At 43.1% G+C, this 25,014-nt stretch carries 19 protein-coding genes; 11 read left to right on the forward strand and 8 right to left on the reverse strand.

Translation table 11 applies throughout. The features are described from left to right. Positions 1-4 precede the first annotated feature (4 nt). Both ligA and ACLJJ6_RS08560 read right to left on the reverse strand, forming a co-directional pair. The gene (gene ligA / locus ACLJJ6_RS08555) at positions 5-2,035 is read right to left on the reverse strand and encodes an NAD-dependent DNA ligase LigA (RefSeq protein WP_412988975.1); all 2,031 of its coding nucleotides are present in this window, start codon (positions 2,033-2,035) and stop codon (positions 5-7) included. A 23-nt stretch (positions 2,036-2,058) separates the two neighbouring features. Next, the gene (locus tag ACLJJ6_RS08560) at positions 2,059-2,817 is read right to left on the reverse strand and encodes an exodeoxyribonuclease III (protein ID WP_412988976.1); all 759 of its coding nucleotides are present in this window, start codon (positions 2,815-2,817) and stop codon (positions 2,059-2,061) included. A gap of 143 nt (positions 2,818-2,960) precedes the next feature. On the opposite strand from ACLJJ6_RS08560, the gene ACLJJ6_RS08565 reads away from it, so the two are divergent. Further along, positions 2,961-4,685 (forward strand): hypothetical protein, encoded by a 1,725-nt coding sequence (locus ACLJJ6_RS08565; RefSeq protein ID WP_412988977.1) that lies wholly within the window; start codon positions 2,961-2,963, stop codon positions 4,683-4,685. A gap of 93 nt (positions 4,686-4,778) precedes the next feature. On the opposite strand, the gene spxB is transcribed toward ACLJJ6_RS08565, so the two are convergent. Then, positions 4,779-6,521: a pyruvate oxidase gene (spxB, locus tag ACLJJ6_RS08570; RefSeq protein ID WP_412988979.1), complete on the reverse strand. Its 1,743-nt coding sequence runs from the start codon at positions 6,519-6,521 to the stop codon at positions 4,779-4,781. A gap of 218 nt (positions 6,522-6,739) precedes the next feature. On the opposite strand from spxB, the gene ACLJJ6_RS08575 reads away from it, so the two are divergent. From ACLJJ6_RS08575 to ACLJJ6_RS08605, 7 genes are all read left to right on the forward strand, one after another. Beyond that, a complete protein-coding gene (locus tag ACLJJ6_RS08575) occupies positions 6,740-7,810 on the forward strand; it encodes an Mbeg1-like protein (protein WP_412988981.1) in 1,071 nt (356 codons plus the stop codon). Between the two features lie 31 nt (positions 7,811-7,841). Then, positions 7,842-8,417, forward strand: a complete 576-nt coding sequence (locus ACLJJ6_RS08580) for a sugar O-acetyltransferase (protein ID WP_412988983.1) — start codon at positions 7,842-7,844, stop codon at positions 8,415-8,417. 521 nt (positions 8,418-8,938) lie between these two features. Beyond that, on the forward strand, positions 8,939-10,519 hold the full coding sequence (locus ACLJJ6_RS08585; protein ID WP_412990459.1) for a BCCT family transporter: 1,581 nt from the start codon (positions 8,939-8,941) through the stop codon (positions 10,517-10,519). Between the two features lie 312 nt (positions 10,520-10,831). Beyond that, positions 10,832-12,037: a PTS transporter subunit EIIC gene (locus ACLJJ6_RS08590; protein ID WP_412988985.1), complete on the forward strand. Its 1,206-nt coding sequence runs from the start codon at positions 10,832-10,834 to the stop codon at positions 12,035-12,037. Beyond that, positions 12,030-12,878, forward strand: coding sequence for an alpha/beta hydrolase (locus ACLJJ6_RS08595; protein WP_412988986.1), 849 nt, complete (start codon positions 12,030-12,032; stop codon positions 12,876-12,878). Before ACLJJ6_RS08590 ends, ACLJJ6_RS08595 begins: the two co-directional genes overlap by 8 nt. Before the next feature lie 141 nt (positions 12,879-13,019). After that, positions 13,020-15,758, forward strand: coding sequence for a cation-translocating P-type ATPase (locus tag ACLJJ6_RS08600; protein ID WP_412990460.1), 2,739 nt, complete (start codon positions 13,020-13,022; stop codon positions 15,756-15,758). A gap of 290 nt (positions 15,759-16,048) precedes the next feature. Continuing rightward, positions 16,049-16,888: an aldo/keto reductase gene (locus ACLJJ6_RS08605; RefSeq protein ID WP_412988988.1), complete on the forward strand. Its 840-nt coding sequence runs from the start codon at positions 16,049-16,051 to the stop codon at positions 16,886-16,888. A 203-nt stretch (positions 16,889-17,091) separates the two neighbouring features. Here ACLJJ6_RS08605 and ACLJJ6_RS08610 read toward each other — a convergent pair whose 3' ends face one another. Together ACLJJ6_RS08610 and ACLJJ6_RS08615 are read right to left on the reverse strand one after the other, a co-directional pair. After that, positions 17,092-17,808: an SDR family oxidoreductase gene (locus ACLJJ6_RS08610; RefSeq protein ID WP_412988989.1), complete on the reverse strand. Its 717-nt coding sequence runs from the start codon at positions 17,806-17,808 to the stop codon at positions 17,092-17,094. 100 nt (positions 17,809-17,908) lie between these two features. Further along, positions 17,909-18,481: a GNAT family N-acetyltransferase gene (locus tag ACLJJ6_RS08615; protein WP_412988990.1), complete on the reverse strand. Its 573-nt coding sequence runs from the start codon at positions 18,479-18,481 to the stop codon at positions 17,909-17,911. Between the two features lie 69 nt (positions 18,482-18,550). Here ACLJJ6_RS08615 and ACLJJ6_RS08620 point away from each other — a divergent pair, with 69 nt between their 5' ends. After that, positions 18,551-19,765 carry a DUF2075 domain-containing protein gene (locus ACLJJ6_RS08620; protein ID WP_412988991.1) on the forward strand — a complete coding sequence of 405 codons (1,215 nt, stop codon included), beginning with the start codon at positions 18,551-18,553 and terminating at the stop codon, positions 19,763-19,765. A gap of 118 nt (positions 19,766-19,883) precedes the next feature. On the opposite strand, the gene ACLJJ6_RS08625 is transcribed toward ACLJJ6_RS08620, so the two are convergent. Together ACLJJ6_RS08625 and ACLJJ6_RS08630 are read right to left on the reverse strand one after the other, a co-directional pair. Further along, a complete protein-coding gene (locus ACLJJ6_RS08625) occupies positions 19,884-21,008 on the reverse strand; it encodes an NADH-dependent flavin oxidoreductase (protein WP_412988993.1) in 1,125 nt (374 codons plus the stop codon). Positions 21,009-21,246: 238 nt separating this feature from the next. After that, on the reverse strand, positions 21,247-21,660 hold the full coding sequence (locus ACLJJ6_RS08630; protein WP_412988995.1) for a MarR family winged helix-turn-helix transcriptional regulator: 414 nt from the start codon (positions 21,658-21,660) through the stop codon (positions 21,247-21,249). Positions 21,661-21,732: 72 nt separating this feature from the next. On the opposite strand from ACLJJ6_RS08630, the gene ACLJJ6_RS08635 reads away from it, so the two are divergent. Together ACLJJ6_RS08635 and ACLJJ6_RS08640 are read left to right on the forward strand one after the other, a co-directional pair. Further along, on the forward strand, positions 21,733-22,194 hold the full coding sequence (locus ACLJJ6_RS08635; RefSeq protein ID WP_412988997.1) for a GNAT family N-acetyltransferase: 462 nt from the start codon (positions 21,733-21,735) through the stop codon (positions 22,192-22,194). Positions 22,195-22,408: 214 nt separating this feature from the next. Then, positions 22,409-23,815: a DHA2 family efflux MFS transporter permease subunit gene (locus tag ACLJJ6_RS08640; RefSeq protein WP_412988999.1), complete on the forward strand. Its 1,407-nt coding sequence runs from the start codon at positions 22,409-22,411 to the stop codon at positions 23,813-23,815. A gap of 174 nt (positions 23,816-23,989) precedes the next feature. Here the strand turns inward: ACLJJ6_RS08640 and ACLJJ6_RS08645 are convergent, their stop codons facing one another. Then, complete coding sequence (locus ACLJJ6_RS08645; RefSeq protein ID WP_412989001.1) at positions 23,990-24,847, reverse strand: hypothetical protein; 858 nt, start codon at positions 24,845-24,847, stop codon at positions 23,990-23,992. Between the last annotated feature and the right edge of the window lie 167 nt (positions 24,848-25,014).

The raw sequence follows: 25,014 nt of genomic DNA on the forward strand, positions 1-25,014 counted from the left end.
TTACCTATTGATTAGCAAAACGATCTTCCAGTTCGGCTTCATCAATCACTTCGACACCTAGACTTTGAGCCTTGGTCAATTTGCTGCCAGCATCTGTACCAGCAATTAACAAGTCAGTTTTCTTTGAAACGGAGCCAGTCACATTGGCACCCAGATTTTCGAGTTTTTCTTTTAAGTCATTCCGGGTATAATTTTCGAGTTTCCCGGTTAAGACGATGGTTTTATCATTGAAGTAATTATCTTCAACTTGCGTAGGTGTTGCGCCTTCAAATCGCATATTTACACCCGCTGCAGCCAGTTCCGCTACGGTTGCCTTTGCAGCCTCACTTTGGAAAAAAGTCACAATGTTTGTGGCCAAGATTTCGCCGATCGCATCAATCTCCGTCAATTGTTCCGCACTAGCTGCCATTAACGCCGGCATAGTTACAAAATGCTCTGCTAAAATACGAGCCATTTTGGTGCCGACGCCGGGAATGCCAATCCCATTGACCAACCGTTCAAGTGAATTTTGGCGACTTTGATTAATGGCATCAAGCAATCCATTAACCCGCTTCTCCTTAAAATTATCTAATTGGGTCAGCTCATCTGGAGTGAGGGCGTAGAGATCAGCAAAACTGCGCACCAACTTATGATCAAAGAAAACCTGTAACAAGCGCGGTCCTAAACCGTTAATGTTCATGGCATTTCGTGAAGCAAAGTGTTCCAAGCGGGCCACAATTTGGGCTGGACAATCTGGATTAATGCACCTTAAAGCTACTTCGCCGTTTAAGTGAACTAACTCACGATGACAGGAAGGACACTGGGTTGGAATTTGTAAGGCTTCGCTAGTAGTTGGCCGCTTTTCCAGCACAACTTCAGTAATTTCCGGGATAATATCGCCCGCCTTATGCAGTTTAACGGTATCCCCTAGTTGCACACCCTTTGCTTTTATCTGATCCACATTATTTAGCGTTGCGCGCGCCACAGTAGATCCAGCTAACTGGACGGGATCCATAATTGCAGTTGGCGTGACAACCCCTGTTCGTCCCACAGTCCATTCAATCTTTCGCACAACTGTTTGCGCTTCTTCGGGAGGAAACTTATACGCAATTTCCCAGCGCGGAACCTTAACCGTATGTCCCAGCTGGCTTTGTAATTTAAGGTCGTTCACCTTAAGCACAATTCCATCAATGCCGTATGGTAAGTCATCGCGCTGTGCTTGATAGTCATCGATATATTGCCAAACTTCTTCTAAATTATGACATACGCGTTGCGTCGGATTCGTCATAAAGCCCAATTCTTCAAGCGTTTCAATCGCTTCGTGCTGGGTCTTTACTTGCAAATCGTCAAAAGTACTGATTGTATAAATGAAAGTATCTAACTTACGGGCTTTCGTTACGCGCGTATCCAACTGGCGGAGGCTGCCAGCCGCAGCATTGCGCGGATTAGCAAATACGGCTTCCCCACGTTCTTCTTGTTGGTGGTTAAGGTTCGCAAAAGCTTGTTTGGGCATGTAACATTCACCACGGACCTCGATAGATACAGGCTTAGTCAAGGTTTGCGGAATAGAACTGATTGTTTGTAAATTTTGGGTGATATCCTCACCGATTGTGCCATCACCACGTGTCGAGCCCTGGACCAACTTACCATTTTCATAAACCAAAGAAATAGCTAAGCCATCAATTTTCAACTCCACGTTATACGCAACTGGATGACCAACGTTTTTTTGAATCCGCTGATCAAATTCTGTCAATTCATCCCGTGAAAAAACATCTCCCATAGATAACATTGGAATCTCATGTCTAACTTTGGTAAAACCACTCAGAACTGCGCCACCCACGCGCTGCGTAATCGAATCCGGTGTCACAATTGAAGGAAAGGCCGTTTCTAACTCCTGAAGATCCCGGTAAGCTGCATCATAAACATGGTCCTCTACTTCCGGGTTATCCTTGGTGTAATAGTCTTCACTCCACTGGTTTAACGTTTGGCGTAATGCAATTGCAGCCTCACTTGCCTCTTGTTCTGAATATGCTGTCACTGGTTTTGGTAAAGCCATTTCTATTCCTCCAATATTCCTAATTAAGTTAAATCAATATCCAATTCAACTGGACAATGATCTGAGCCAAAAATTTCGGTGTGAATTTTAGCGTCTCTTAAATTAGCCTGTAGCTCGTTAGAAGTCACAAAATAATCAATTCGCCATCCGGCGTTGTGATCACGTGCATGGAACCGGTAGCTCCACCAAGAATAACTATCTGTCTTATCGGGATAAAAATAACGGAAAGTATCTGTAAACCCGCTTGCCAGCAATTTACTAAATTTTTGGCGCTCTTCATCCGTAAAACCGGCATTGTGGTGGTTCGTTTTGTCATTTTTCAAATCAATTGGTTGATGGGCAACATTTAAATCACCACAGAAAATGACCGGCTTGGCTTGTCCTAATGTGGTGACATAATTTCGGAAATCATCGTCCCATGTCATCCGGTAGTCAAGTCGTTTGAGTTTAGTTTGTGAATTAGGCGTATAGCTGGTAATCATATAAAAATTGGCAAACTCTAAGGTGATTAACCGACCTTCGTGATCGTGGACGTCAATGCCCATCCCGTATTTAACACGCAAAGGCTTTATTTTCGTAAAAATTGCCGTCCCTGAGTAACCTCTTCGATCAGCATAGTTCCAGTATTGATAATAGCCAGGAAGCTCTAATTGCAATTGACCTTCTTGCATCTTTGTTTCTTGGATGCAAAAAATATCAGCATCCAAGGCGTTGAATGTCGAAACAAAATCATGTGAGACTGCTGCTCTAATACCGTTCACGTTCCAAGAAATTAATTTCATACTTACCTTGACCTCTTTATTTTTGGATTGCCTATTATGCTTTAAATTATACCATTGCTGGCTTACCAGTCGTGGGTTTCTGCAGATTTCAATGGCAATTATGCTATAATGCTGACAGTAGTCCGTTAGGGGGAGTAGCTATCATGAATCTTGCACAACAGTTCAAAACCAATAAAAAATTGCAAAACTGGACACTGCTTATTTATTACGCACTTATCAGTGTTTTACTCTTTTTTATTCTATCAAAAAATGGCTATCTTTACCTTGGGGATGACATTCAATTTCACGTTAATCGAATTGAAGAACTGGCTGCCAACTTAAAGTTGCACAACCTATTTGTGTTTCTATCAACTTTTTCAACCAATCGAATCGGAATTGCAACAAATCTTTTCTATCCTGGTTTGTGGCTCTATCCATTCGCTTTTCTTCGTTTAATCATCCCCAATCCGATTCATGCAATTTATCTGGGGCTCATGCTGATTAACTTACTAACCTGCGTCATTGCGCACTTTACGTTTCGTTCTTTTTCTGGGTCTGCTAAACAAGCCTTTATTTTTACGAATCTCTACTTTTTTTCATCCTATCGTCTCATTGATATTTTCAATCGCTTTGACCTTGCCGAATTTATCGCACTCAGCGTCATTCCCCTTGTCTTTTGGGGATTTTATGAAACATTGTTTAGAAACATGCAAATGTGGCCATGGCTGGCTGTTGGCATGGCGCTCTTGTTGTATGCTCATATTTTGAGCTTTATCATTGTCACGTGCTTCTTAGGCATCCTTACGGTGGTTAATTTCAAAAAAATCTCTTTACTGAAACAGCGTGGAATTAAACTTTTATTCTCGATCTTGGCTTTTTTGGGACTAACCGCTGGCTTCTTATATTCATTCATCACAACCTATTTGGCAGTACCTATTCAAACCCCACGCCCATTTATTTTGGCACAAACCGCCTTAAATCCCAAAGATCTTTTTGGATCTTCTTTTTCAAACCAAATTTTTGGCTCTAGTCCGACATTTAACTTAGGTTTTGTGGCTTTGGTAATCGGAATTTTTACACTGCTCTATTTTTCCAATTTAACGGATATGGATCGTCAGATTGCCTTTTGGAGCGTCCTTTGTATTTTTTTCTCAACTAAGCTTTTTCCATGGCAACTCTTGCAAAATACCGGTGTCAGCATGATTCAGTTTCCTTGGCGCATTTTTATTATTGCCAACTTCTTGATTTGCGTATTAGGCACAAAAGCGCTGAGCTTCATTAAAGTCCCCTACGTTGAATCTCTAATTGTCATCTCGCTGATTCTGCTCAGTGTGGGTGCAATTTCGCAATTTGTGACGAGCAAGAAACAAGATCCCACACTGAACCGTGCCTTTTCACCAAACGAACCGTTAGCCTTTCGGTATCATATCAAAATTAATCAACAAGCTTATAAGTACCTTTTAATGATTATACCGACTAAGGATTACATACCAATCAATCCCAATCACAGTAACTTACAGAATCGGCGAACCTATAACGCGGTTATTACCCGACACATGTTTATACACAACCAGCTACGCACAATCCACCATTTAAAATCATTTCCCAATGGTGTCATCCTTACAACTCCGAAAATTGGTAAAAAAACGACGGTTTCTTTACCCTTTTATCTTTATCAAAGTCGTCATTACCGCGTCTGGGTTAACGGGAAACTGGCTAAATTTAGTCACGACAAATTTCGGTTACTAAAATTAGAACTGGCGGGAAACAAAAACGTGGTTAAAATTCAATACGTGCCGACCTTATCACAGTGGGCCAGCATTTTAATCTCAATAATTAGCTTCATTAGCCTCATTTACTACGGTGTCTTACAATGGCGGCGGAAGTAACTTTAGCTGCAAAACTATTTTTGCCAATACAAAAAGCCCCAACTGCTCAAGTTTAACAGTTGGGGCTTCTTTGTAGACAAAAGATGTCTTATTTTAAAGTTCTTTTAAAATTTCTGACAGGGCTGGTTGACCAAACACATTGTATGTTTGTTTATAAGTCTTAATGGTTTCTTGATCGAATTGGTCCGGATCCACTGGCATAAACGACGTGTCAATCGGATCGACATTTTTAATCTTAGCGTCAATCACAATTGGTTTGGTATTCCCATTTTTCTGTAGCGTTTCGATTTCATCAAATGCGGCTTTCAGTGAGGCATGATCCGTTACGGTAAACCCAATGGCTCCCATGTTCTCAGCAATGCCGGCCCAGTTAGCGCCAATTAAATCAATCCCATAAGGTGCCTGCTTAGCAGCAATTTTTTCATGTTGGATAAATCCAAATACCTTGTTTTCTAAGACAACATTAATAACCGGCAACTGGTATTTGACTTCGGTCAGCAAGTCTTGCATGACCATGGCAAAGCCGCCATCACCTGAGATGGTAAACACTTGCCGTTTGGGAAAACTCAACTTGCCGGCCAAACCTGCCGGTAACCCGTAACCCATGGTTGCAAACCAAGAAGATAAGGTGAATTTCTGGTCCTTATTTAACGGTAGTTGACGAATAGCCCATTCGGTATTGTTGCCGACATCTGCGCCAAAAATGGCATCATCTGCAGCGTGGGCTTTAATCATTTTCATAACCGCTTCAGCCGGTAAACCGTCGGAATCATCGTCAGCAAGTTTGTCCAACCAGTTATCCCAATTTTGTTTATCTAAACGGGCCGCCTGCAAAAACTTGGTGGGCGCAATGGTGACATCACGGGCTAAAAGTTCATTCAGAAAATCTTTAGCATCCCCTAAAATGGCTAAGTCAACGTCACGTTGTTTGCCGATGTCGGCTGGATTGTTGTTGACCTGAATGACCTTTACGCCCTTTGGTAAAAACCGCAAGAAAGGATAATTTGTGCCTACTGAAAGGACCAGATCGGCCATCTGAGAAACTTCAAATCCCGGTTTTGTCCCCAAACGTCCACGCGAGCCCATGAAATTAGGGTGATCAGTTGGCATAACCCCCGTCGCCGGAACGGTGGAAAGGACTGGCAAACTAAATTTCTCTGAGACCGCCACTAACTCTTTCGTGGTCCCTTTTAAACCGACCCCCGCCCAAATAATCGGGTGCTGGGCAGCCTTCAAATCAGCGACAACCTCATCAATTGTCGCTTCATCAAATTTAGTGTGCATTTCTTCCTTATAAATAGGAGCTGTCTTAAAGTCCGTAAATTCGATTTCTTGTCCCGAAAGATCATCGGGGATAATCACAACGGCCGGCCCTTTATGCGCATAGGCCGCTCGAATGGCTTGATCAACCACATAAGGAATTTGGTGGGCACTTACTACCTGCTCATGAAAAACGGAAACGTCCACAAACATAGGATCTTGATTCATTTCTTGGAAAAATGAGGTGTTCATTACCCCTGTGCTTGACTGGCCCACAATGGCGAGGACCGGCGCATGATCCATTTTGGCATCATACAAACCATTAAATAGGTGGGTTGCTCCTGGTCCGGCCGACCCAAAACTTACCCCAATTTTCCCGGTTAGTTTCGCATCTGCCGCTGCGGCCAATGATCCGACTTCTTCATGGCGTACCTGAATATATTTGATTTTGTCACGCTCTTGGTAGAGCCCATCAACTGTGTTATTGATGGAATCCGCTGTAATACCGTAAAGATGATCGATATCCCAGCTTTCTAAAACTTTTGCTAAGGCTTGTCCTGCTTTCATTTTTGTCATATCAGTTACCCCGGTTTCTAAATGGTTTGTTTGATTTTGCTTACTTTTTGTAAGTGAATAAGTTTATTGTACAAGCTGTTCTTTAAATAAGCAAGCATTTTTATTTTTGGTAACGTGTTCCTACAAAATCTAAACCAGAATGCAAATTGACTCGCTAGCGTTGCAATGGTAATTTTTAAGATAGCAATACCTAAAACTTTTGTGACGGAGATCCTAAAATGTTAGACCTATTGACCTATCTAGATAACTATAATCGCCCGGTAACCGCTAACTTGAATGTTGCTGACCAAATGCTGTTAAGCCGGCTACCGTTCCTACCTTTAACGGGAATTGTGCCAGCCGATCTGACTTCCTCAGTCGCGCTGCCAGACGCACTTCACCTTCTCTCACACCAACAAACGGACAACTCGAAAAAACTCCTCTTACCTAATGACGCACAGCTCATCCAAAAGTTGTCTCGTTCATTTCGTTACGCTAAGGTGCGGCTTAGTGGCTTTCAAGTAGCCCCGCCCGCTAATTTATTGACGCCATACGCGGCAATTACCGTTCAACTCAATTCAGAAAATAAAGTTGTAGTTTTCCGCGGAGCTGAGGGTACGACACTGGGTTGGCGGGCCGACCTACAAACCTTAGCTCAAGCTAAAAACCGACCATGGCAAAATTTTGCCCAAACCTATTTAGAAACCGTGGCAACGGCTAATCATGCTCAGCTTCAACTCGTGGGCTTTTCTCTTGGTGGCAGTATGGCCATTTATGCTGCCTGTCAAGTAACCGCTGCTATCCAACAACGTCTTTGCGCCGTCGTGAATCTTGACGGCCCGCAAACCTTTTTGACACGGCCTATTTCCGATCCTTTCAAAACACATTTTCAAACCTATCTGCCGCAGTTACCATTTTTTGGATTAGGTTCACAATATATGAATTTACCGAATATTGTGGCAAGCACAGCCAGCGGAGTTTGGCAACACGATCTTTATAGTTGGCAGATTCACGATAATCAGCCGTTCATTTTAGGTCGAGCTGCCACCGACACCGCCTTTTTCAAAAATAGCCTTCAGCCTTGGCTTAGCGAACAACCTGTTGAAGTTGTTCACGAATTTATTCGGACGTTTGAAGCTATTCTCAACGCTTCTCAAGCCGTTTCCGTTAATGATTTGTTAAAGCACTGGCAGCAAGTTACAAAAGCTTTTTCAACTCAAAGTACGACTTGGACACCAGAAGCCCGGCAAATGGGACAGCAGACTTTGCAAGCAGCTCTGAAAATCATTGGGTCTTTCACCCGTTTTTAACAAACCAGCCTAAAAGTGGTACGCTTAAACTATGAAATCTGAAAGAGAAAAAATGACCGCTGGTGAATCTTACCAGGAGTTTGATGCTGAATTAGTGGCTCGCCGCAAGTTTATTCGCCAACAACTCCAAGAGATTAACCAGATTACTGATAATGAAAACCGCAACCACCGTTTCCAAGCCCTACTTGAAGAGACCGGCGAACACTTCTTTGTCGAAAGTGACTTTAAGTTTGATTATGGATTTAACATTCATATTGGCGACCATTTCTATGGCAACTATGATATTACCCTACTGGACACTTGTCCGATAACCATTGGCAGCCACTGTTACTTTGGCCCGAATGTTGGTCTTTACACACCTGTCCATCCCTTGGACGCGAAACGGCGTAATGCCGATGTTGAAATGGGAGCGCCCATTACCATTGGTGACAGTGTTTGGCTGGCCGGACGAGTAACCATTCTGCCGGGTGTCACCCTAGGTAATCGGGTTGTCGTTGGCGCCGGTGCGGTGGTCACTAAGTCTTTCCCGGACGATGTCGTCATTGCAGGTAATCCGGCAAGAATTATTCATCGTCTTGATTCAAATGGGGATGTGATCAAAAACTAAATTCAATCAACGAAAAAGCGAGCGAATTCATTAGTATTTGTATCAGTTTAAAACGCTATGCAGATATCCTGATGGGATAATTGCAGGGCGTTTTTTTGTTTGCTCATGGGTATAACTCACTTTATTAGGATAGCTTCTGGAGGCACCACTTCTCTTTTAAGCTCGCCTTGCGCTGGGGGTTCCCCCCGCGTCGGCGCTCTTAAAAGATAAGTGCTTAACGCCTCCCTACACTCACTTTTTTTAGGACAGTTCCTCGAGGCACCACTTACCTTTTAAGCTCGCCTTGCGCTGGGGGTTCCCCCCGCGTCGGCGCTCTTAAAAGATAAGTGCTTAACGCCTCCCTACACTCACTTTTTTTAGGACAGTTCCTCGAGGCACCACTTACCTTTTAAGCCCGCCTTGCGCTGGGATTCTCCCCGCGTCGGCGCTCTTAAAAGGTAAGTGCTTAACGCCTCCCTACACTCACTTTTTTTAGGAGGACCATCATTTTACACCATAAAAATATCGACCGCACCGTCTTCATTCCCACCGTCAGCCTTTTCGTCCTTGTTTCCCTTGGACTCATTGTCGGCGGCTCACACCTTCGTGTCGTTCTCAGCAACATCATGAACACCATCACTGCGCACATGGCTTGGGCCTACCTGGGAATTTACATCATTAACTTCTTATTCTTCATGTACCTGGCCTTCAGCCACTTCGGCCACATTAAACTCGGCCAGCCAAATGACCAGCCTGAATACAGTAGCTTTCAGTGGGGGAGCATGGTCTTTGCAACCGCCATCGACGCCAGCATTCTCATGCTTAGTATGGTTGATCCCCTGCGCTACGTTCAAAGCCCCGTTTTCGGCGACAAACCCTACTCGGCTGCTGCCTATGGCGATGCACACATGCTTGGTCAATTTAATTGGGGACCCATGGCTTGGATGATGTTTGCTTCAGCCACAATTGCCATTGCTTACGTTATGTATGTCCGAAATGTCCATGTGATGCGCATCAGTTCCGCCATTTCATTTTTAAAGGGACCCGAAACTTACAAAAAAGTCATTCGTCAGATTATCGATTTTCTCGTTGTTTTCGGCATTATGGGTGGGATTGGTTCTTCTGTCGGCATGGAAATTCCCGTGCTCTCTAAGATCATCAACCAATTGACCGGGATCCCTGACAACCTTCTTTTAAAATTAGCAATGTTTCTAATTCTTTTTATAATTTTTACCGTTACCGTTTTCCATGGGATTAAAGGTGGTATTGACAAACTTAGTGCTGCTCATATTTGGACGGCCATCGGCTTTTTACTCATCGTCTTGTTTGTCGGCCCCACCCTTACTATTTTCCGCGATGAGGGTAATAGTCTCAAATTGATGGTTCAAAAATTTATTACCATGAGTGCCAGCACCACAACGAATGGCAAACCCGGGATTGCTCAACAAGAAACGATTTTCTATTGGGGCTGGTGGCTTTCCTATATGCCCGTCATGGGCCTGTTTATCGCCCGAATCTCACGTGGTCGCACTATTCGCCAAGTTATTTTGGGGATGCTCAGCTATGGGGCCCTTGGCTGTATGAGCTTTTACGCGATTCTTGGTGGGTACTCGCTGTACCTCCAACAGGCAGGCGTCATTAACCTCGTGCATATTCTCAATACTCAGGGACAAGCCGCAGCCATTGCCGCCGTTATCAGTACCTTACCTCTGAAAATTCTGATGTTACTTATTTACAGCATTTCGTGTTTTATCTTTTTGGCCACCACAATTTCGTCATCGGCTTTTATCGTGTCCTCGTTTACAAGTCGGCACTTAAAACCTGGTGAACAGCCTAGTCAATTCAACCGTCTGATTTGGGTCATTGTTTTTATTATCTTCTCATTTGGGATTGTTTTTGTTGGCGGCTTCAAAACTGTTCAGGCAATTAGTTCAATTGCCGGATTCCCGTTGATTGCAGTTTGTGCCCTGCTGTTGCTTTCCATTTGGCAAATGATTCATAAAGATCAACAAGCTATCGCACCAGCAAAGGTAACCGTGCGCTATTTACCGCACGTCTCGCCTGAAATTGTGCGCAAACGCCAGCGCGTGCAGATTGCTTTGGAAAATTATTTGAATGACTAAATAAAGCCTTGGGGGCTGGTCCATGAAACTTAAGTTGGGAATTTCAAAATTCAAACGCACTTAACGCAAATCGAATGTGGCCTCCTTTAACAACAGGGACCTTAACGTTATTTGAAATAAGGCTGCAAACTTCAAAACCGTCCAGGACGTCAAACGGTTTTGAAGTTTTTTTGTCATTTCTGCCATCCAAAATTGGATTGTTGTATAATCAAGAAAACAGGACTGGGGGGAGTAATCGCTATAGTTGGCATTCAAAATCATCTATTTAAATGGACTAAAAAATTAGCTCAAAAAAATTATTACCAGGCCGTCATGGCTTCACTATGGTTAATCTTTCCGCTTGAATTTGTAGCGGTAAGTTTTCATATTGTCTATGAACTGGGATTTCACCGCAATGGCATTCTCGAGGTAGCTTTAAATTTGCATGAAAGTCTACCCGGGTTTGATGATTTGGCTTATCTTTTAAAATCGACTAACAATCTCACCTTCATCACCGTCTCCTTACTCTTGGCCTTTTTTACTGCCGAGAAATTTTTCGAATTGCGTACTGGCATTTCTCATCAATATCTAGCCGGCATAACCAGTCTGTTCATTTATTTTCTTCTCATCGTAGAAACCGCATCGGGACTTGATCTCCCCCAAATAACAGCCGTTGCCAGCAACCTTTTGATACCGATCCTAATTGGCTTGCTGACCGGCTTTTGCTACAGCCTTTTGTCCCATCAAAATTCCCCTAGAATCTCAACCCATTACTGGGCGACCACTCATTTAATTTTTATTTTTACTGGTATCATTCTCTTAGTGGGCGCGCTTAGTTTTGCAATTTATCAAACACAGCTTTTTCCGAGTTATCTTTATCAACAGGCACAAAATATTGTTCAAGCTGGCAATCATCCCAACTTAGGCAGCATTCTTTTAGCGACCTTTATTCACAATGTGGGGCATTACATCGGCATTATCAGTACCTTTGCAGCCGATGCCGGCAATCATTTTTCTGCGGAAGGGGCTAATTTGGCTTACCTGGCGCAGCACCATAAACTTTGGAAGATTCCCTATCCAATAAATATTAAGTCGCTTTATGATTCCTATGGTGCAATTGGCGGTAATGGTATGCTTTTAGGACTTGTGGGTAGCATTTTAGTTCGCGTTAAAGCGCAACGAATTCGCTTGGTCGCACAACTGACGTTAGGACAAGTTATTTTTGATCAAAACGAAGCCCTCATGTTTGGCATTCCTATTTTATTCAACCCGTTACTTTTGATTCCCTTTTTGCTGGCGCCTTTCGTGACCATGACGTTAGGCTATTTAGCCATTAGCTTTCACTTAGTCCCAGCAGCCGCTTACGTGATCCCTTATGCAACACCGAGTATTTTGCGCGCCTTTTTAGGTACCAACGGAAACTACCTGGCCTTAACCTTAAGTTTGCTTTGTTGTCTGGTTTCTGGAGCTATTTACTATCCGTTTATTCGGCTGTTAGACCAAGCATCATTACAAAAGGAAGGTGACGCTCATGCTTAGATGGATCCGCATTAGTTTGCTTACTGCCCTGCTCATCATTTTTACCATTACCGGACTTAAATGGACCCAGCAAAACATGCGCAATGCAATTCCGGCAGCTGATTCACGGGTGTCCCCAATTATTCTTGTGCCCGGTAGTAGTGCGACTCAAGAACGGTTCGATGCGTTAGTTAACGAATTAAACCACAACACAAAATCCAGCAGCAGTTTGCTCAAAGTCACCGTTCACACGGATAATCATTTGACATATAGCGGCGATTTTAAGCCAGGAAGAAGTCATCCTTACATCGTGATCGCATTTGAGAACAACCGGGATGGCTATTCGAATATTAAAAAGCAAGCCGCCTGGTTGAACCACGCCATGAAAATTTTGAGTGCCAAATATCAATTTAATCACTTTGCAGCCATTGGTCATTCCAATGGGGGCCTGATTCTCACCCGCTATTTAGAAAAGTACTTTAATCAGCAAAAAATGCGAATCACAACCTTAATGACGATTGCTTCACCGTTCAATTTTTCCGAAACCAATCTCGATAAACGCACGCAAATGCTGAGTGACATGATTAAAGACAATTCCAAGATTCCTAGCAACCTAGTCATGTATTCAGTTGCCGGGACCGAAAATTACAATAATGACGGGACGGTGCCGTTTGCAAGCGTTGAAGCCGGAAAATATATCTATCAAAAACGGGCAAAAAAGTATACGCAAATTACCGTTACCGGCAAAGACAGCACACACCATGATCTGCCGCAAAACAAAGAAATCGTGACGTTAATTCGCCAGTATGTGCTTCATCGGACTGCTGTTTTGCCCCGCCCCAACATCAACATTGACCAATAGTTCCATTTTGAAATTAGTTAACCGCTTTTCTATAAAAGGTTTATACTAATACGGTGCAAGGGATTGTATTAAAAAATTGGAAAGAAAGAGGCTAGTATCTTGGAAAACGTCAACCAAAAAAGTACGACTCGTTATGCATCAATGCAAATCGACGATGTTTACAAGTACTTTGATACTAAGGAAACAGGTTTAACTTCCGAACATGCAGCTGAATTACTTAAAAAGTTTGGACACAATACCATTCAACGAAATAAGAAACAATCGCAATTCAAAGCATTTTTAAAGAATTTCACAAGTTTGATGGCGATTTTACTTTGGATCAGTGGGTTTATCGCAATTTTTGCCCATATGGTCGAACTAGGAATCGCCATCTGGGCTGTCAATTTAATTAACGGCATCTTCAGCTACTGGCAGGAACATCAGGCGCAAAAGGCTACCGACTCTCTTTTAAAGATGCTCCCGACATACGCTCAGGTCTTACGTGATGGAAAAGCACAGCAAATCAACTCAGAAGACCTGGTCCCAGGCGATGTGTTCATCATTCAAGCTGGCAACAGTATCTCTGCGGACGCTCGCATCATTGAGTCGACTTCCTTGCAGGTCGATGAATCCGCTCTAACCGGCGAGTCTGTTTTAGTCAGCAAACAAGCACAGTATTCACATGGGGTTGGTCGCTTTGCAGAATCCAATTTAGTTTTTGCGGGCACGGTTGCAGGAAGCGGATCGGCTACTGCAGTTGCTGTAGCGACCGGGATGCATTCCGAGTTTGGCAAAATTGCTAAGCTAACTCAAAGTGAAAAACATCACGCCAGCCCGTTGGAATTAGAGCTTAACCACTTAACCCGTCAATTATCCTTAATCGCCATTTTGATCGGAACGCTCTTTTTTGTCGCTGCCATCTTTTTTGTTCACTATCCAATTGCCAAATCGTTTATCTTTGCGTTAGGAATGATCGTGGCGTTTATTCCCGAAGGCCTTTTGCCAACTGTGACGCTTTCTTTGGCCCAAGGTGTGACCCGAATGGCCAAAAAACATGCGTTGGTAAAAAACTTGAATAGTGTGGAAACGCTTGGCGAAACAACGGTTATTTGCTCCGATAAAACCGGTACACTTACCCAAAATCAAATGACTATCAATCATCTGTGGTTAGCCGGTAATCAGTACACCGTAACTGGTCAAGGCTACGTCAACAATGGTCATATCCAGCTTCATAACCAGGATGTTGATTTGTCAGCCCATCCTGATCTACAAAAACTATTACAAATTGCCGCGCTCAATAATAATACGAAAGTCGAGGCTCCCAAACAGCCTGGTGATAATCCCAAAATTATTGGGACCCCAACCGAAGCAGCCTTAGTGATCTTGGCAGAAAAAGCTGGTTTTGATACTGATGGCGAAAGTAAAAAAGTTCCGCGCATTGGCGAATTACCTTTCGATTCTGAGCGAAAACGCATGTCAACATTTCACAAAACGGGTGATCACATTACCGTTTGTGTGAAGGGCTCTTTAGATGGCATGTTGCCAATTAGTGACAGCATCCTTGAAAATGGTAAAATCCGGCCGCTTACCGAAGCAGACAAAAAACAGATTAATGATGCCGACACGGCGTTTGCTGCTCAAGGTTTACGTTCTTTGGCAGTTGCCTATCGTGAGGTTACTGCAGATGATCAGTTACCCAAAGATCCTAAGGTCTGGAAAATTGCGGATGCCGAACAGCATCTCGTTTTTGTCGGCCTAACGATTATGCAAGATCCACCCCGTCCCGAAATTTATGAAGCCGTACGTAAATGTCATGAAGCCAGCATTCGAATCATCATGGTTACCGGTGATAGTTCCTTAACTGCAAAAAGTATTGCCGTTAAAATCGGCCTCACGAGTGATAAAGCGCGGGTGATTACGGGTGATGAACTGGCCGAAATGCGAATCGATAAACTGAAAGAAGCTCTTAAGGGTGAAGTGATTTTTGCCCGGGTAGCTCCTGAACAAAAATACCGTATTGTTTCGACTTTACAAAGTAATGGCGAAATTGTGGCCTCTACAGGTGATGGTGTGAATGATGCCCCTGCACTCAAAAAGGCGGATATCGGTGTTGCCATGGGGGTAACTGGTACCGACGTTGCCAAAGACGCAGCTGACATGATTTTAACGGATGATAACTTTGCTTCGATCGTGGCAGCCATTGAAGAAGGGCGGACCGTTTATAGCAACCTGCAAAAGTTCTTGTTATATATTTTGAACAGTAACTTGCCTGAAGCAGCTCCCTCAATTCTGTTTCTTTTCTCACGCGGCTTAATTCCTTTACCATTAACGGTAATGCAAATTTTGACGGTCGATTTAGGTACGGATATGTTACCTGCCTTGGGCTTGGGTGCTGAACAAAGTGAACCCGGAATTATGAAACAAGCCCCGCGCGCACGTACCGCGCATCTTTTAAACCGTGGCATTATCTTAAAGGCCTTTGCATGGTACGGCTTAGTTGCTTCCATCATTTCTACTGTGGCGTACTTCTTTGTGAATAACCAACACGGCTGGCCGGGAGTGGCTTTAGCCGGATCCGGTGCCGTTTATGAAGAAGCAACCACCATGACCCTAGCTGCGATTGTCTTTTGTCAGATTGCGGCTGCGATCAACTGTCGGACCAAGACGTCTTCTGTTTTCAAGATTGGTATTTTTAGTAACCACAGAATCCTTGGTGGCATCGTGTTTGAAATTGCCCTCCTTGCCCTGTTGATTTATGTCCCATTTCTACAGGACCTGTTCAACACCGCGGCAATTGGATTACGCGATTGGGGCTTGCTGGTCTGCATCCCAATTCCTCTGATTTTAATTGAAGAATTACGGAAACTCTTGTTGCGCCGCCGAGTGAAAGCTAATGGCTAAACAAGAGGCACAAAAAAAGATATTTTAACAGCAGAAGCCGAACGATTTTCTTCGAATCGTTCGGCTTCTATTGTTACGTGGAGCAGTTAGTTTTTTCCCTTAGCTTTAGCTATTAAAGTTCGAAGTCTTGAAGAGGCAGGAAAATTTTTCGCGCCTTTCTATGACATCCAGAATTTGTGTGTCTAGCTTATCGTTTTTATTTCTTGTGATGCACGCCACCATGTTATCTCCATGCCATTCATGCTATGCTTAGAACAACAAAAAAATTCTTTAAACGGAGGATCATATTGATGCAAATTCTCACTGAAACTTTCGAACTCACCAATGGCGTTCAAATTCCTAAAGTCGGCTTTGGAACGTGGCAAGTTCCAGCTGGTGAAACTACTGTCACAGCGGTTAAAGATGCGCTAAAGGCAGGTTATCGCCACATCGATACGGCTTGGCAATATGGAAACGAAGCAAGTGTGGGCACCGCTATCCGCAATTCCGGTATCGCCCGTGCAGACATTTTCGTGACCACGAAATTACCAGCCAAAAGTAAAACGTACTCTGAAAGTCTTCATTATTTTGAAGAATCCCTCCAAAATCTAAGCTTAGATTACGTTGATCTGTATTTGATTCACGCACCGTGGCCCTGGAATGAGATGGGTGCAGACTATAGCAAGGAAAATGTCGAAGTCTGGCGGGCAATGGAAACCATTTATAAATCTGGCCGTGCCAAAGCAATTGGTATTTCCAATTTCAATGTTCAGGATCAACAAAACATTTTAGCCCATTGTGAGATTGCCCCGATGGTTAATCAGCTACAGTACTACATTGGTTATACGGAACCACAGAATGTCAAATTTGCCCAAAATAATGAGATGTTAGTTGAAGCCTTCTCACCTTTAGCAACCGGCTTTTTATTAAATAATCAGCAAGTTAAAGCGATTGCCGAACATTACAAGGTATCTGTTGCTCAACTGGCAATAAAATACTGTCTCAGCCATGATATTTTGCCCTTACCGAAAGCCATTAATCCGCAACATATTGCAGAAAATACAAAGTTAGATTTCGAAATCTCGGCAGTTGATCTGGCAAAACTAGATCAGTTGACCGATACTGCGCCCGGTGAAGAACATAACGCATAAGCTCTTGTTCAAAAAAAGAGCACGGAAAAGGTGTTTCCCCACTCTCTTTGTATTTCTATCCAGTTGTGAAGCACCATCGTGAGCCAAAAGTCTCTTTTGAGCAGTTAACTGTGCTCAAAACCTAACCGACCTTTGGCTCACTTTTTATTGTGCATCATTTGCCGGTTATTTTTTGAAACTTGTGAATAACTTCGATATTACGCTTATAAATCGACGCCGCCATCGACTCGTAAGACTTGGCCGGTCACAAAATCATTTTCCATGCTGTACAAATAGGCCGCGGCAACCTCAGCAACTGTCCCAACACGTTTTAGAGGCACGTTTTTTGCAAACGCCGCTTTTTGTTCTTGAATTTGAGACGGAGTTAAATCGCGCCAAAGCCCGGTGGGTGTCCACGTTGGTGAAACGGCATTCACGCGAATATTGGGAGCCAATTCGACTGCCAGACCAGCTACCATCGTATTAATGGCCTGATTTCCAATAATAGCGCCTGAGGCATCACTTGGATGACCTCCCGATCCCGAAGTGAAAATTAAGGAACCATGCGCATTCACATGACGGTAGGCAATTTGAGCAACTTGTAAATTTGCAAAAAACTTATCTTCAACTGTTTTGCGAATTAAAGCCAGTGGACTGGTCAAAAAACCGCCCCCCATCGCCCCGCCAAGTGTTGAAATTACATGGTCAAAAGAGCCTTCATTTGCAAAAAAAGTCGCTAACTGGTCTTTGTTCTGGGCGTCAAGCGCTTTACCAGAAAGTTGCCCATCGCCTTTCGTTTTTTGCACAAAAGTCGTCACGCGTTCCTGATGATGGCCAACAACCACAACAGTCGCGTTTTTTTGTAAGGCCTGTCGAGCCACTTCGGCGCCAAAGCCAGAAGTGCCGCCAATAATTAAGATACGTTTGTTTTGTAAAGTCATGATATACTCCCATCGATTTGATAACCTTATTATAGAAAAGGAACGGCCAAGAAACGAACATTTCAACCTCAGCTTATAAAATCAGGTTAACCTTTGACCACTACTTCTCAAAAAGTTTATACCACTGAAGTGCGACGTTAATGTTGGGGTTCCCATAATAAAACAGGGTATCGACACCGCCTAACTGCATTCCCTGTTTTTGATAAAACCGGCACGCATTCAAATTGTCATTTTGGGCCTCCAGTTGCAATCCAAGCAAATGTTGGTCATGTGCCCACGTTTCTGCAGCTGAAAAAAGCTGATGTCCAATTCCGTTGTGACGATAGCCATTCTTAATGGCGAGATTTTCGATATAACAAAACTTATTCCAATTCTGATACATTCGAATTTGACCCACAACCGCCCCATCCAGATAGGCAAAATAGAGTTGTTTATGCGGATCCGTCAGATAACTTTCATCTGGTTGTTCAGCTGGAAATTTAGTCTGTTTAGCTTGTGCAAATAACGTTTCTTCGATTCGCCATTGACCGTTTTCTAAACTCGGCTGTATCTCTCCCGTTAAATCAAACGGGGTGTTGGCTTTATCCCAATCTGCCAAATTTTGCGCATTTAACGCCACAATTTTAACCATTTCAATCCAAGCTTTCATTAAGTGATGAGAAAAGTATAACACGTCTAAACTTTGAAAGAACGGCGATTTTGGCTTACCATAGATCTATGCATTTTAGAAAGAGGAATTGTTATGACCGTCAAACAAGCAAACAAGGCGCAATACAAATTGTCGCCCTTTAAAACTTTATCACCTGAACAAGCCCACTTAAAAGCCGAAGTGATGACTTTTGTACGTCACCACCTCCACCAAGATACCCATGCTATTTTTACGATTTATGGCGAGGCTGGAACAGGGAAAAGTGTGGTTTTAAGCCAAATCTTTAATACAATTCAAACTGCGGCCCGTCACGAGCCAGAAAGTGATTTGTATCATTCGCAAAACATTTTTTTAGTGAACCATCCAGAAATTCTCAAAGTTTATCAAGAAATTGCGGGCACACAGCCTTATTTGCTAAAAAAGGACTTTGATCGTCCCACGACTTTTATTAATCGTCGTACCAAGGACCACCAAACTTATGATATTGCGGTGATTGATGAAGCACATCTCCTGTTATCACGGCCTGACCGCTACAATAATTTTGACCAGGAAAATCAACTTCAAGAGATCATCAACCACAGTCACATTGTCATTTTAGTGTTCGATGAAAATCAGGTCTTGAAAACAAAAAGTTATTGGGATACGCCTCGCCTCCAAGCACTGGTGGCACCCTATGTGCATCAAAGTTACGTGCTCCATAATCAATTTCGCATGCATGTCGATACCAAGTTAGTTGAGTGGATCAATCAATTCACGCACGGCAAACTCACACCAATTCCACGTGGACGCGCTGATCACTTTGATTTTCGGATCATGACCGATGCCAAAGCCATGTACCAGTTGATCTTACAACGAGATCGCGAGGTCGGACTTTCCCGGATTGTCTCTACTACGGGTTATCCTTCCAAGCTAGATGGTGGCAAACATTACGTGAGTGAAGGTAATTTTAGCTTACCTTGGGATCAGTACAACTATTCCCGCCAACCATGGGCAGAAAAGCCCGCTACGATTCATGAAGTGGGGTCAATTTACACCGTACAAGGATTTGATCTGAATTATGTCGGCGTGATATTAGGCCCACCGATTGTCTACGATGCGAAAAATGATCAGGTGACGGTGGACCTAACCAAAGTCACTGATAGTGAAATCTTTAAGAAACGATCTGACCTGGACGATCCCCGCACCTTAACAAAAATCAAACAACAATTAATCATGAATACTTTAAACGTGCTAATGAAACGTGGCGTTCATGGGTTATATCTTTATGCCAGTCAACCACAACTACGCGAGCGGTTAGCCAAACTCTAGCAATAAATTTAAAAAACGTGATAAAGTTGGGAGAGTGCTGCAGCATTAATAGACGCTTGACCTATCAATTTTGCGGCATTGAAAGCCCACTTTATCACGTTTTTTTGTAATCCTTTAATCAATCATGCGAAAAATGGATGGTCTTTTTGAAGCCCGAGTTTAAGAAATCCCATAGCGGCGGATTTATATTGAGCTCATCCAAATCACTTGGCGAAAGTTCATAACGAATGGTGGCTTCATCGTCAGCCATGACTTTTTGTACCCAGTTTGGCTCCCGAATCAATTCTTGGCCTAGAGCGGCAAATTCAAATCCCGCATCAATGACTTTTTCAGCATCTGCCGGCTTGACAATCTGCCCAACCACAATCAGCGGTACTTTGTGAGCCACCACCTTCTGGATTTTTTCAACTAACGGTTCCGTATCCGTTTCGTCATTAGCTGAAGTCTGCCAAACTTGTTTCAATGAAATATGCAGATAATCAATCCCACTTTCGATCAATTTAGGAACTAAAGCCAGTGTGTCGGCAATCCGGATTCCTGGTGTTTCAATTTCTTCTGGGGAAATGCGGTACCCAACCAGAAATGACTGCGGGGCGTTTTCTTTGACTACCCGGCGGACTTCTTCAACCACACCTAACGGAAAGTTCATCCGTTGATCTAATGAACCGCCCCACTGGTCGCGGCGCCGGTTAGAGTGCGGTGAAAAGAACTGCTGAATTAAATAGGTGTTGGCACCATGAATTTCCACCCCATCAAAACCAGCCTGGATAGCACGTTTGGTTGCCGCACCAAAATCCTTAATAATGGCTTCCACTTCGTCTTCACTCAACGCACGCGGTGTTTCCGAATTTTCCCGGAGTGCTTTGACAGCACTGGCACTGACCGGTTGTTCACCTCGTAAAATGGCACTGGTTGTCATTCGCCCGGCATCAAAAATCTGCAAAATTGCTTTTGCACCGCGACTCTTAATGGCTGCCGCTAAGTGTGCTAACTGGGGAATATCCCGATCCTCCGTTACCGCAAGTTCGCCTTCGAAGCCCTTGCCTAACTCAGAAACGTTTGCACACCCGGTAATTTCAAGACCGACACCACCAGCACGTTTGCGATAATAGGCAATTTCATCATTCGAAACAACCCCGTTTTCAAAGGCACTACACTCAGTCATTGGCGGCATCACAATTCGGTTGCGAACCGTCGCGCCATTTGCAAAGGTATAGGGTTCTAAAAAATTATAACTTGCCATTTCATCATCCCTTCTTCATCACTAAAAACAAATCCATTATAACCCAAAGCTTAAGCACCTCAAATCATTGGGTCTCTACTGTTGTAAGTGTTTGTAACTTCTGGATGTGCCAACTCCGACCGCCGCTACGCTACCAGCTAAAATTTGACAACCGCCTGCCAAAACTTATGCGGGAATTGCCACTAGTTTCTTTTTAATAGTTGCATTTGCAATTGTACGTGATAAACTACATTTATACTCATAAATTAGCATAAATCTTGGCGAGAAGCGTTTGTAATTCTGTTTGCTCTGCTTCATCTACACCACTCAAGGCTTGCTGAATGTATGCTTGTTCAATTTGGCTGACTTGCGGATAAATGGCTTTACCCTTGTCCGTCGCATATAGGCGCCGAAATTTTTTATTATGTGCATCTGGAACTTTGCGCACATAACCTTCTGCCACCAATTTTTTGAGGGCGCGACTTAACGTTGTTTTATCAATGCGGACTCTTTCAACCAGTTCGGCTTGCGAAAGGCCTTCATTTTCAACAATCCGCATCAAATACACGAATAAGTTATTATCGAGACCTAAATGGCTGACCTGCTGGTTGACACTCGTTGTGGATTGGCGGGCAATGGAACCAATCAACCGATAAAGATTTGTCTGATTCATGGTTTGACTCCTGTCATTAGTTGTAAATACAACTATATTATACACTATCACTATATAGAAAGCGGTCTGTCTATGTGGAAAATTAAAAAACTTAATGATCTTACCAGCCTTGAATTTTATCAAATTACCAAGCTCCTAATTGATACCTTTGTGGTGGAACAGACCCGGATTTATCATGAACTTGACGCCAATGATTTAATTGCCGATCATGTCTATACTGAAGATGAAACAACACATGAGGTTTTAGCGTATGCCCGTATTTTTGAAGAAGCCGATCACCTTACCTTTGGTCGGGTTGTAACTGCCGAGCAGGTTCGTGGGACGGGCTTGGGCCGTAAACTCATTGAACAAGTTTTGCGTACCTGTCAGGAAAAATGGCCGGACAAACCAATCGTCATCGAGGCGCAAATTCAAGTAGCGGATTTTTATCAAAAATTCGGTTTTCAAAAAATCAGCGCAACATTTCTTTTTAACGGCACCCCGCACGTGAAAATGTACTATCAGCACCACACGGCTCAAGTTATCAATGCGTGACTTCCAAAAAGACTTGCGCTTTTTTGAGATTTTTCGTTATAATGGAAACGTAAATTAAAAGCTGAAGCACTGATATTTTTATTGATGTGCGCATGTTCAACTTCCAACAGAAGATATTTAGTGGTTCTAAAACAGTTACCTCCAATTCTAGTGAAAGTGCACCATACCCATTTTAGGTATCCCGTGCTTCGGCTAGAATCTTGGAGGTTTTTTAATGGAAAAAGAAGCAACTGTCAGTCAACAAACCAAGCTTTCCATCATTGGAAGTGCTGGTTTAGCCTTTTGTGGGGTCCTCGTTGAGACATCAATGAATGTGACTTTTCCTACACTAATGCGCCAATTTCACGAGAGTTTAAATAATGTACAGTGGGTCACAACCGCTTATTTACTGGTGGTGGCAGCCACTATGACCATCACCGCTTTCATTCAGCGACGATTAAAGTACAAAACAATATTAGGAACCGCCGGCGTGCTTTTCATGCTCGGAATCATTTTTTCTGGAACGGCCCATAGCCTTATGACGCTCTTAATCGGGCGTATTATTCAAGGAGTCAGTACCGGCCTAGTCATGCCGCTGATGTTTGCGATTATTATGCATCAGGTCCCGCTTCAAAAACAAGGGCAGTATGTTGGGATGGCCGGTATGGTGGTTGCCTTTGCGCCATCATTGGGGCCAACTTATGGTGGTTTTATTACCCAAATGTATAGTTGGCCGCTCATTTTCTGGTTAACTTTACCATTGGGGATCATCTGCTGTTTATTAGCGTGGTTTACCATTCAACAGGTGCAACAACCCCGTAAATTAGCGTTCCCAATTGGTGAATTCTTACTGATCCTATTAGGCCTGATCAGCCTAACTCTGGCGGTCAATCAAGCTGGTGGCGGACATTTACTAATTCCAGGCGTTTACGGCAGCTTCATTTTCAGTCTGGCTTGCTTTGCTTTGTTTGCTTACACCGCGCTTCACTCGCAAGCACCCCTGATTAACATTAAAATTTTTGCCAACTCACGTTTCTCAAGAGCGGTTTTAATTTATTTCTTCGTTCAGTTTGTGCAAATCGGGCTCACTTTCTTACTACCAACTTTCGCCCAGCTTCCCTTGCACAAGGGCGTCATGCTTTCAGGAATGATGCTGCTGGGCGGCAGTCTGCTCTCAGCGATCATTGCACCATTCACAGGTCGTTTGTTGGACCAGCATTCCGTTAAATTACCCTTCACAATCGGTAGTGGCTTTATTTTACTGGGCGTTGGTCTCCTGCTTATCTTTACCAGCCAGTTAACCACTGGAACCATTGTCTGTTTTTACGCCATCTACATGCTGGGCTTCAGTTTTATTTTTAATAACGCCCTAACCTTTGGCCTTCAGCAGCTTTCACCGAATGAAATTGCGGATGGTAATGCGGTCTTTAACACCTTACAACAGTATTCTGGATCACTGGGGACAGCCATTGCAGCTGCTATTTTGGCAATGACCAATTTCCGAACTCCTGGCCTTTCCGCAATTCAACAGACCACGTTAGGCAGTCGGTTTGTTTTAATTTTGTTTGCCGTATTATGCCTCGTAACCATTCTGTTGATCGTTTCCCTACCTAGTCAAAAATCGTCATCCTCGAAGGCCTGAAGGATGCGCTTTAAATTCAAGAAAAACTAACTTTGCCACCCAATAACAAAGCCGAATGATTCAAGAACGAATCATTCGGCTTCTTTGGTTACCCTAATAATTTAGATTTTAGTTGTATAACACTCTAGTAGGATCACAATTGAATCGCTTTTTTTAAACACTTTTAGTTCGAACTTAGCTTTCATTTTGAGCAGTTTGCATGCCAGCAAGCAGCCATTCCAATCGTTTCTGTTCGTTGGCTTTCCAAGCGGCACTGCGCGAAACTTTCTCAAATTGCAGCGATTCACCATTGGCCAATTTGTCTAACTGTGTCTGATCAGCAGGCAGTTTCAGTTCATTTTTATGAGCGGTCTTAAGGACCATGCACAGCCGATTGCCAGTAACTGCCGGCTTGCCATAATCGCTAAAAGTTCCGCAAGCTCGGAAAACAGGTAACTTAGCAACCAATTCGTCGGTGGCAATATCACGATCAAAATAGTCTTTGACCAGAGTTAAAAGCAACTGGATTAAGTTTTTCTCATCATAAGAAACATTGTTTGCTGAATCGATCGAGAAAATATCCCGGTCATAGGAAAAGTCGGCACTATTTTTTAAGGTATTACTTTTAGCTTCCAACGCCGGAAAGCCACTTTGCAGAATGTAATAACAATTATCAGCAGAATCTGTGGCTTCCGTGAGCTGGACAGACTGTTCAGAAGAACGATTGCCGACACCCTCTAGAAATTCCGCGCCGACCGCCGTAATTTTAAATGTGTCCTTAAAAAGTTCCTCTAACCACTCTTTGGCTTGGGTCACATCAACCAAATACTTAGATTCATCTTGCCAATACTGCTCATTACTATATGCTTCGCCCAATTTAAACTGCTGATACAATTTAGACCAATCTTTAATGGTTGCAACTGTCGGCACAAGGGCAATTTTGGTATAATTTGATGCTTGAATGTTATTGTCCAAAAAAGTTCCTGCTGCATAATGATTCACAAACTTTAAATAATCCGCTCTACTTTTTTGAAATAATTCACTATTAGCCATAGTCACTTTTCCTTTCCAATTGTCTTTTCTGGTGGTTATGTTTTTAAGTTACTCGAAATTTCATTTGATTACAAGAACAATTTTTGAAAGGGTTTACTTTCGATTCTTTTTATAATAAACTTTATCTGTTAGTTGATTGAAATATTACTTTTCATAAGGAGAGAGAC

Source organism: Pediococcus siamensis (assembly GCF_047220215.1).
In the GTDB taxonomy this organism is placed as follows: domain Bacteria; phylum Bacillota; class Bacilli; order Lactobacillales; family Lactobacillaceae; genus Pediococcus; species Pediococcus siamensis.

Excerpts from the sequence above, each read along its gene's own strand:
- ACLJJ6_RS08600 (WP_412990460.1), top strand. The coding sequence starts at position 13,020 with ATGCAAATCGACGATGTTTACAAGTACTTTGATACTAAGGAAACAGGT.
- ACLJJ6_RS08590 (WP_412988985.1), top strand. The coding sequence starts at position 10,832 with ATGGCTTCACTATGGTTAATCTTTCCGCTTGAATTTGTAGCGGTAAGT.
- ACLJJ6_RS08645 (WP_412989001.1), bottom strand. The coding sequence starts at position 24,847 with ATGGCTAATAGTGAATTATTTCAAAAAAGTAGAGCGGATTATTTAAAG.
- ACLJJ6_RS08580 (WP_412988983.1), top strand. The coding sequence starts at position 7,842 with ATGAAATCTGAAAGAGAAAAAATGACCGCTGGTGAATCTTACCAGGAG.
- ACLJJ6_RS08595 (WP_412988986.1), top strand. The coding sequence starts at position 12,030 with ATGCTTAGATGGATCCGCATTAGTTTGCTTACTGCCCTGCTCATCATT.
- ACLJJ6_RS08605 (WP_412988988.1), top strand. The coding sequence starts at position 16,049 with ATGCAAATTCTCACTGAAACTTTCGAACTCACCAATGGCGTTCAAATT.
- ACLJJ6_RS08575 (WP_412988981.1), top strand. The coding sequence starts at position 6,740 with ATGTTAGACCTATTGACCTATCTAGATAACTATAATCGCCCGGTAACC.
- ACLJJ6_RS08640 (WP_412988999.1), top strand. The coding sequence starts at position 22,409 with ATGGAAAAAGAAGCAACTGTCAGTCAACAAACCAAGCTTTCCATCATT.
- ACLJJ6_RS08620 (WP_412988991.1), top strand. The coding sequence starts at position 18,551 with ATGACCGTCAAACAAGCAAACAAGGCGCAATACAAATTGTCGCCCTTT.
- ligA (WP_412988975.1), bottom strand. The coding sequence starts at position 2,035 with ATGGCTTTACCAAAACCAGTGACAGCATATTCAGAACAAGAGGCAAGT.
- ACLJJ6_RS08560 (WP_412988976.1), bottom strand. The coding sequence starts at position 2,817 with ATGAAATTAATTTCTTGGAACGTGAACGGTATTAGAGCAGCAGTCTCA.
- ACLJJ6_RS08610 (WP_412988989.1), bottom strand. The coding sequence starts at position 17,808 with ATGACTTTACAAAACAAACGTATCTTAATTATTGGCGGCACTTCTGGC.
- ACLJJ6_RS08630 (WP_412988995.1), bottom strand. The coding sequence starts at position 21,660 with ATGAATCAGACAAATCTTTATCGGTTGATTGGTTCCATTGCCCGCCAA.
- spxB (WP_412988979.1), bottom strand. The coding sequence starts at position 6,521 with ATGACAAAAATGAAAGCAGGACAAGCCTTAGCAAAAGTTTTAGAAAGC.
- ACLJJ6_RS08635 (WP_412988997.1), top strand. The coding sequence starts at position 21,733 with ATGTGGAAAATTAAAAAACTTAATGATCTTACCAGCCTTGAATTTTAT.
- ACLJJ6_RS08565 (WP_412988977.1), top strand. The coding sequence starts at position 2,961 with ATGAATCTTGCACAACAGTTCAAAACCAATAAAAAATTGCAAAACTGG.
- ACLJJ6_RS08625 (WP_412988993.1), bottom strand. The coding sequence starts at position 21,008 with ATGGCAAGTTATAATTTTTTAGAACCCTATACCTTTGCAAATGGCGCG.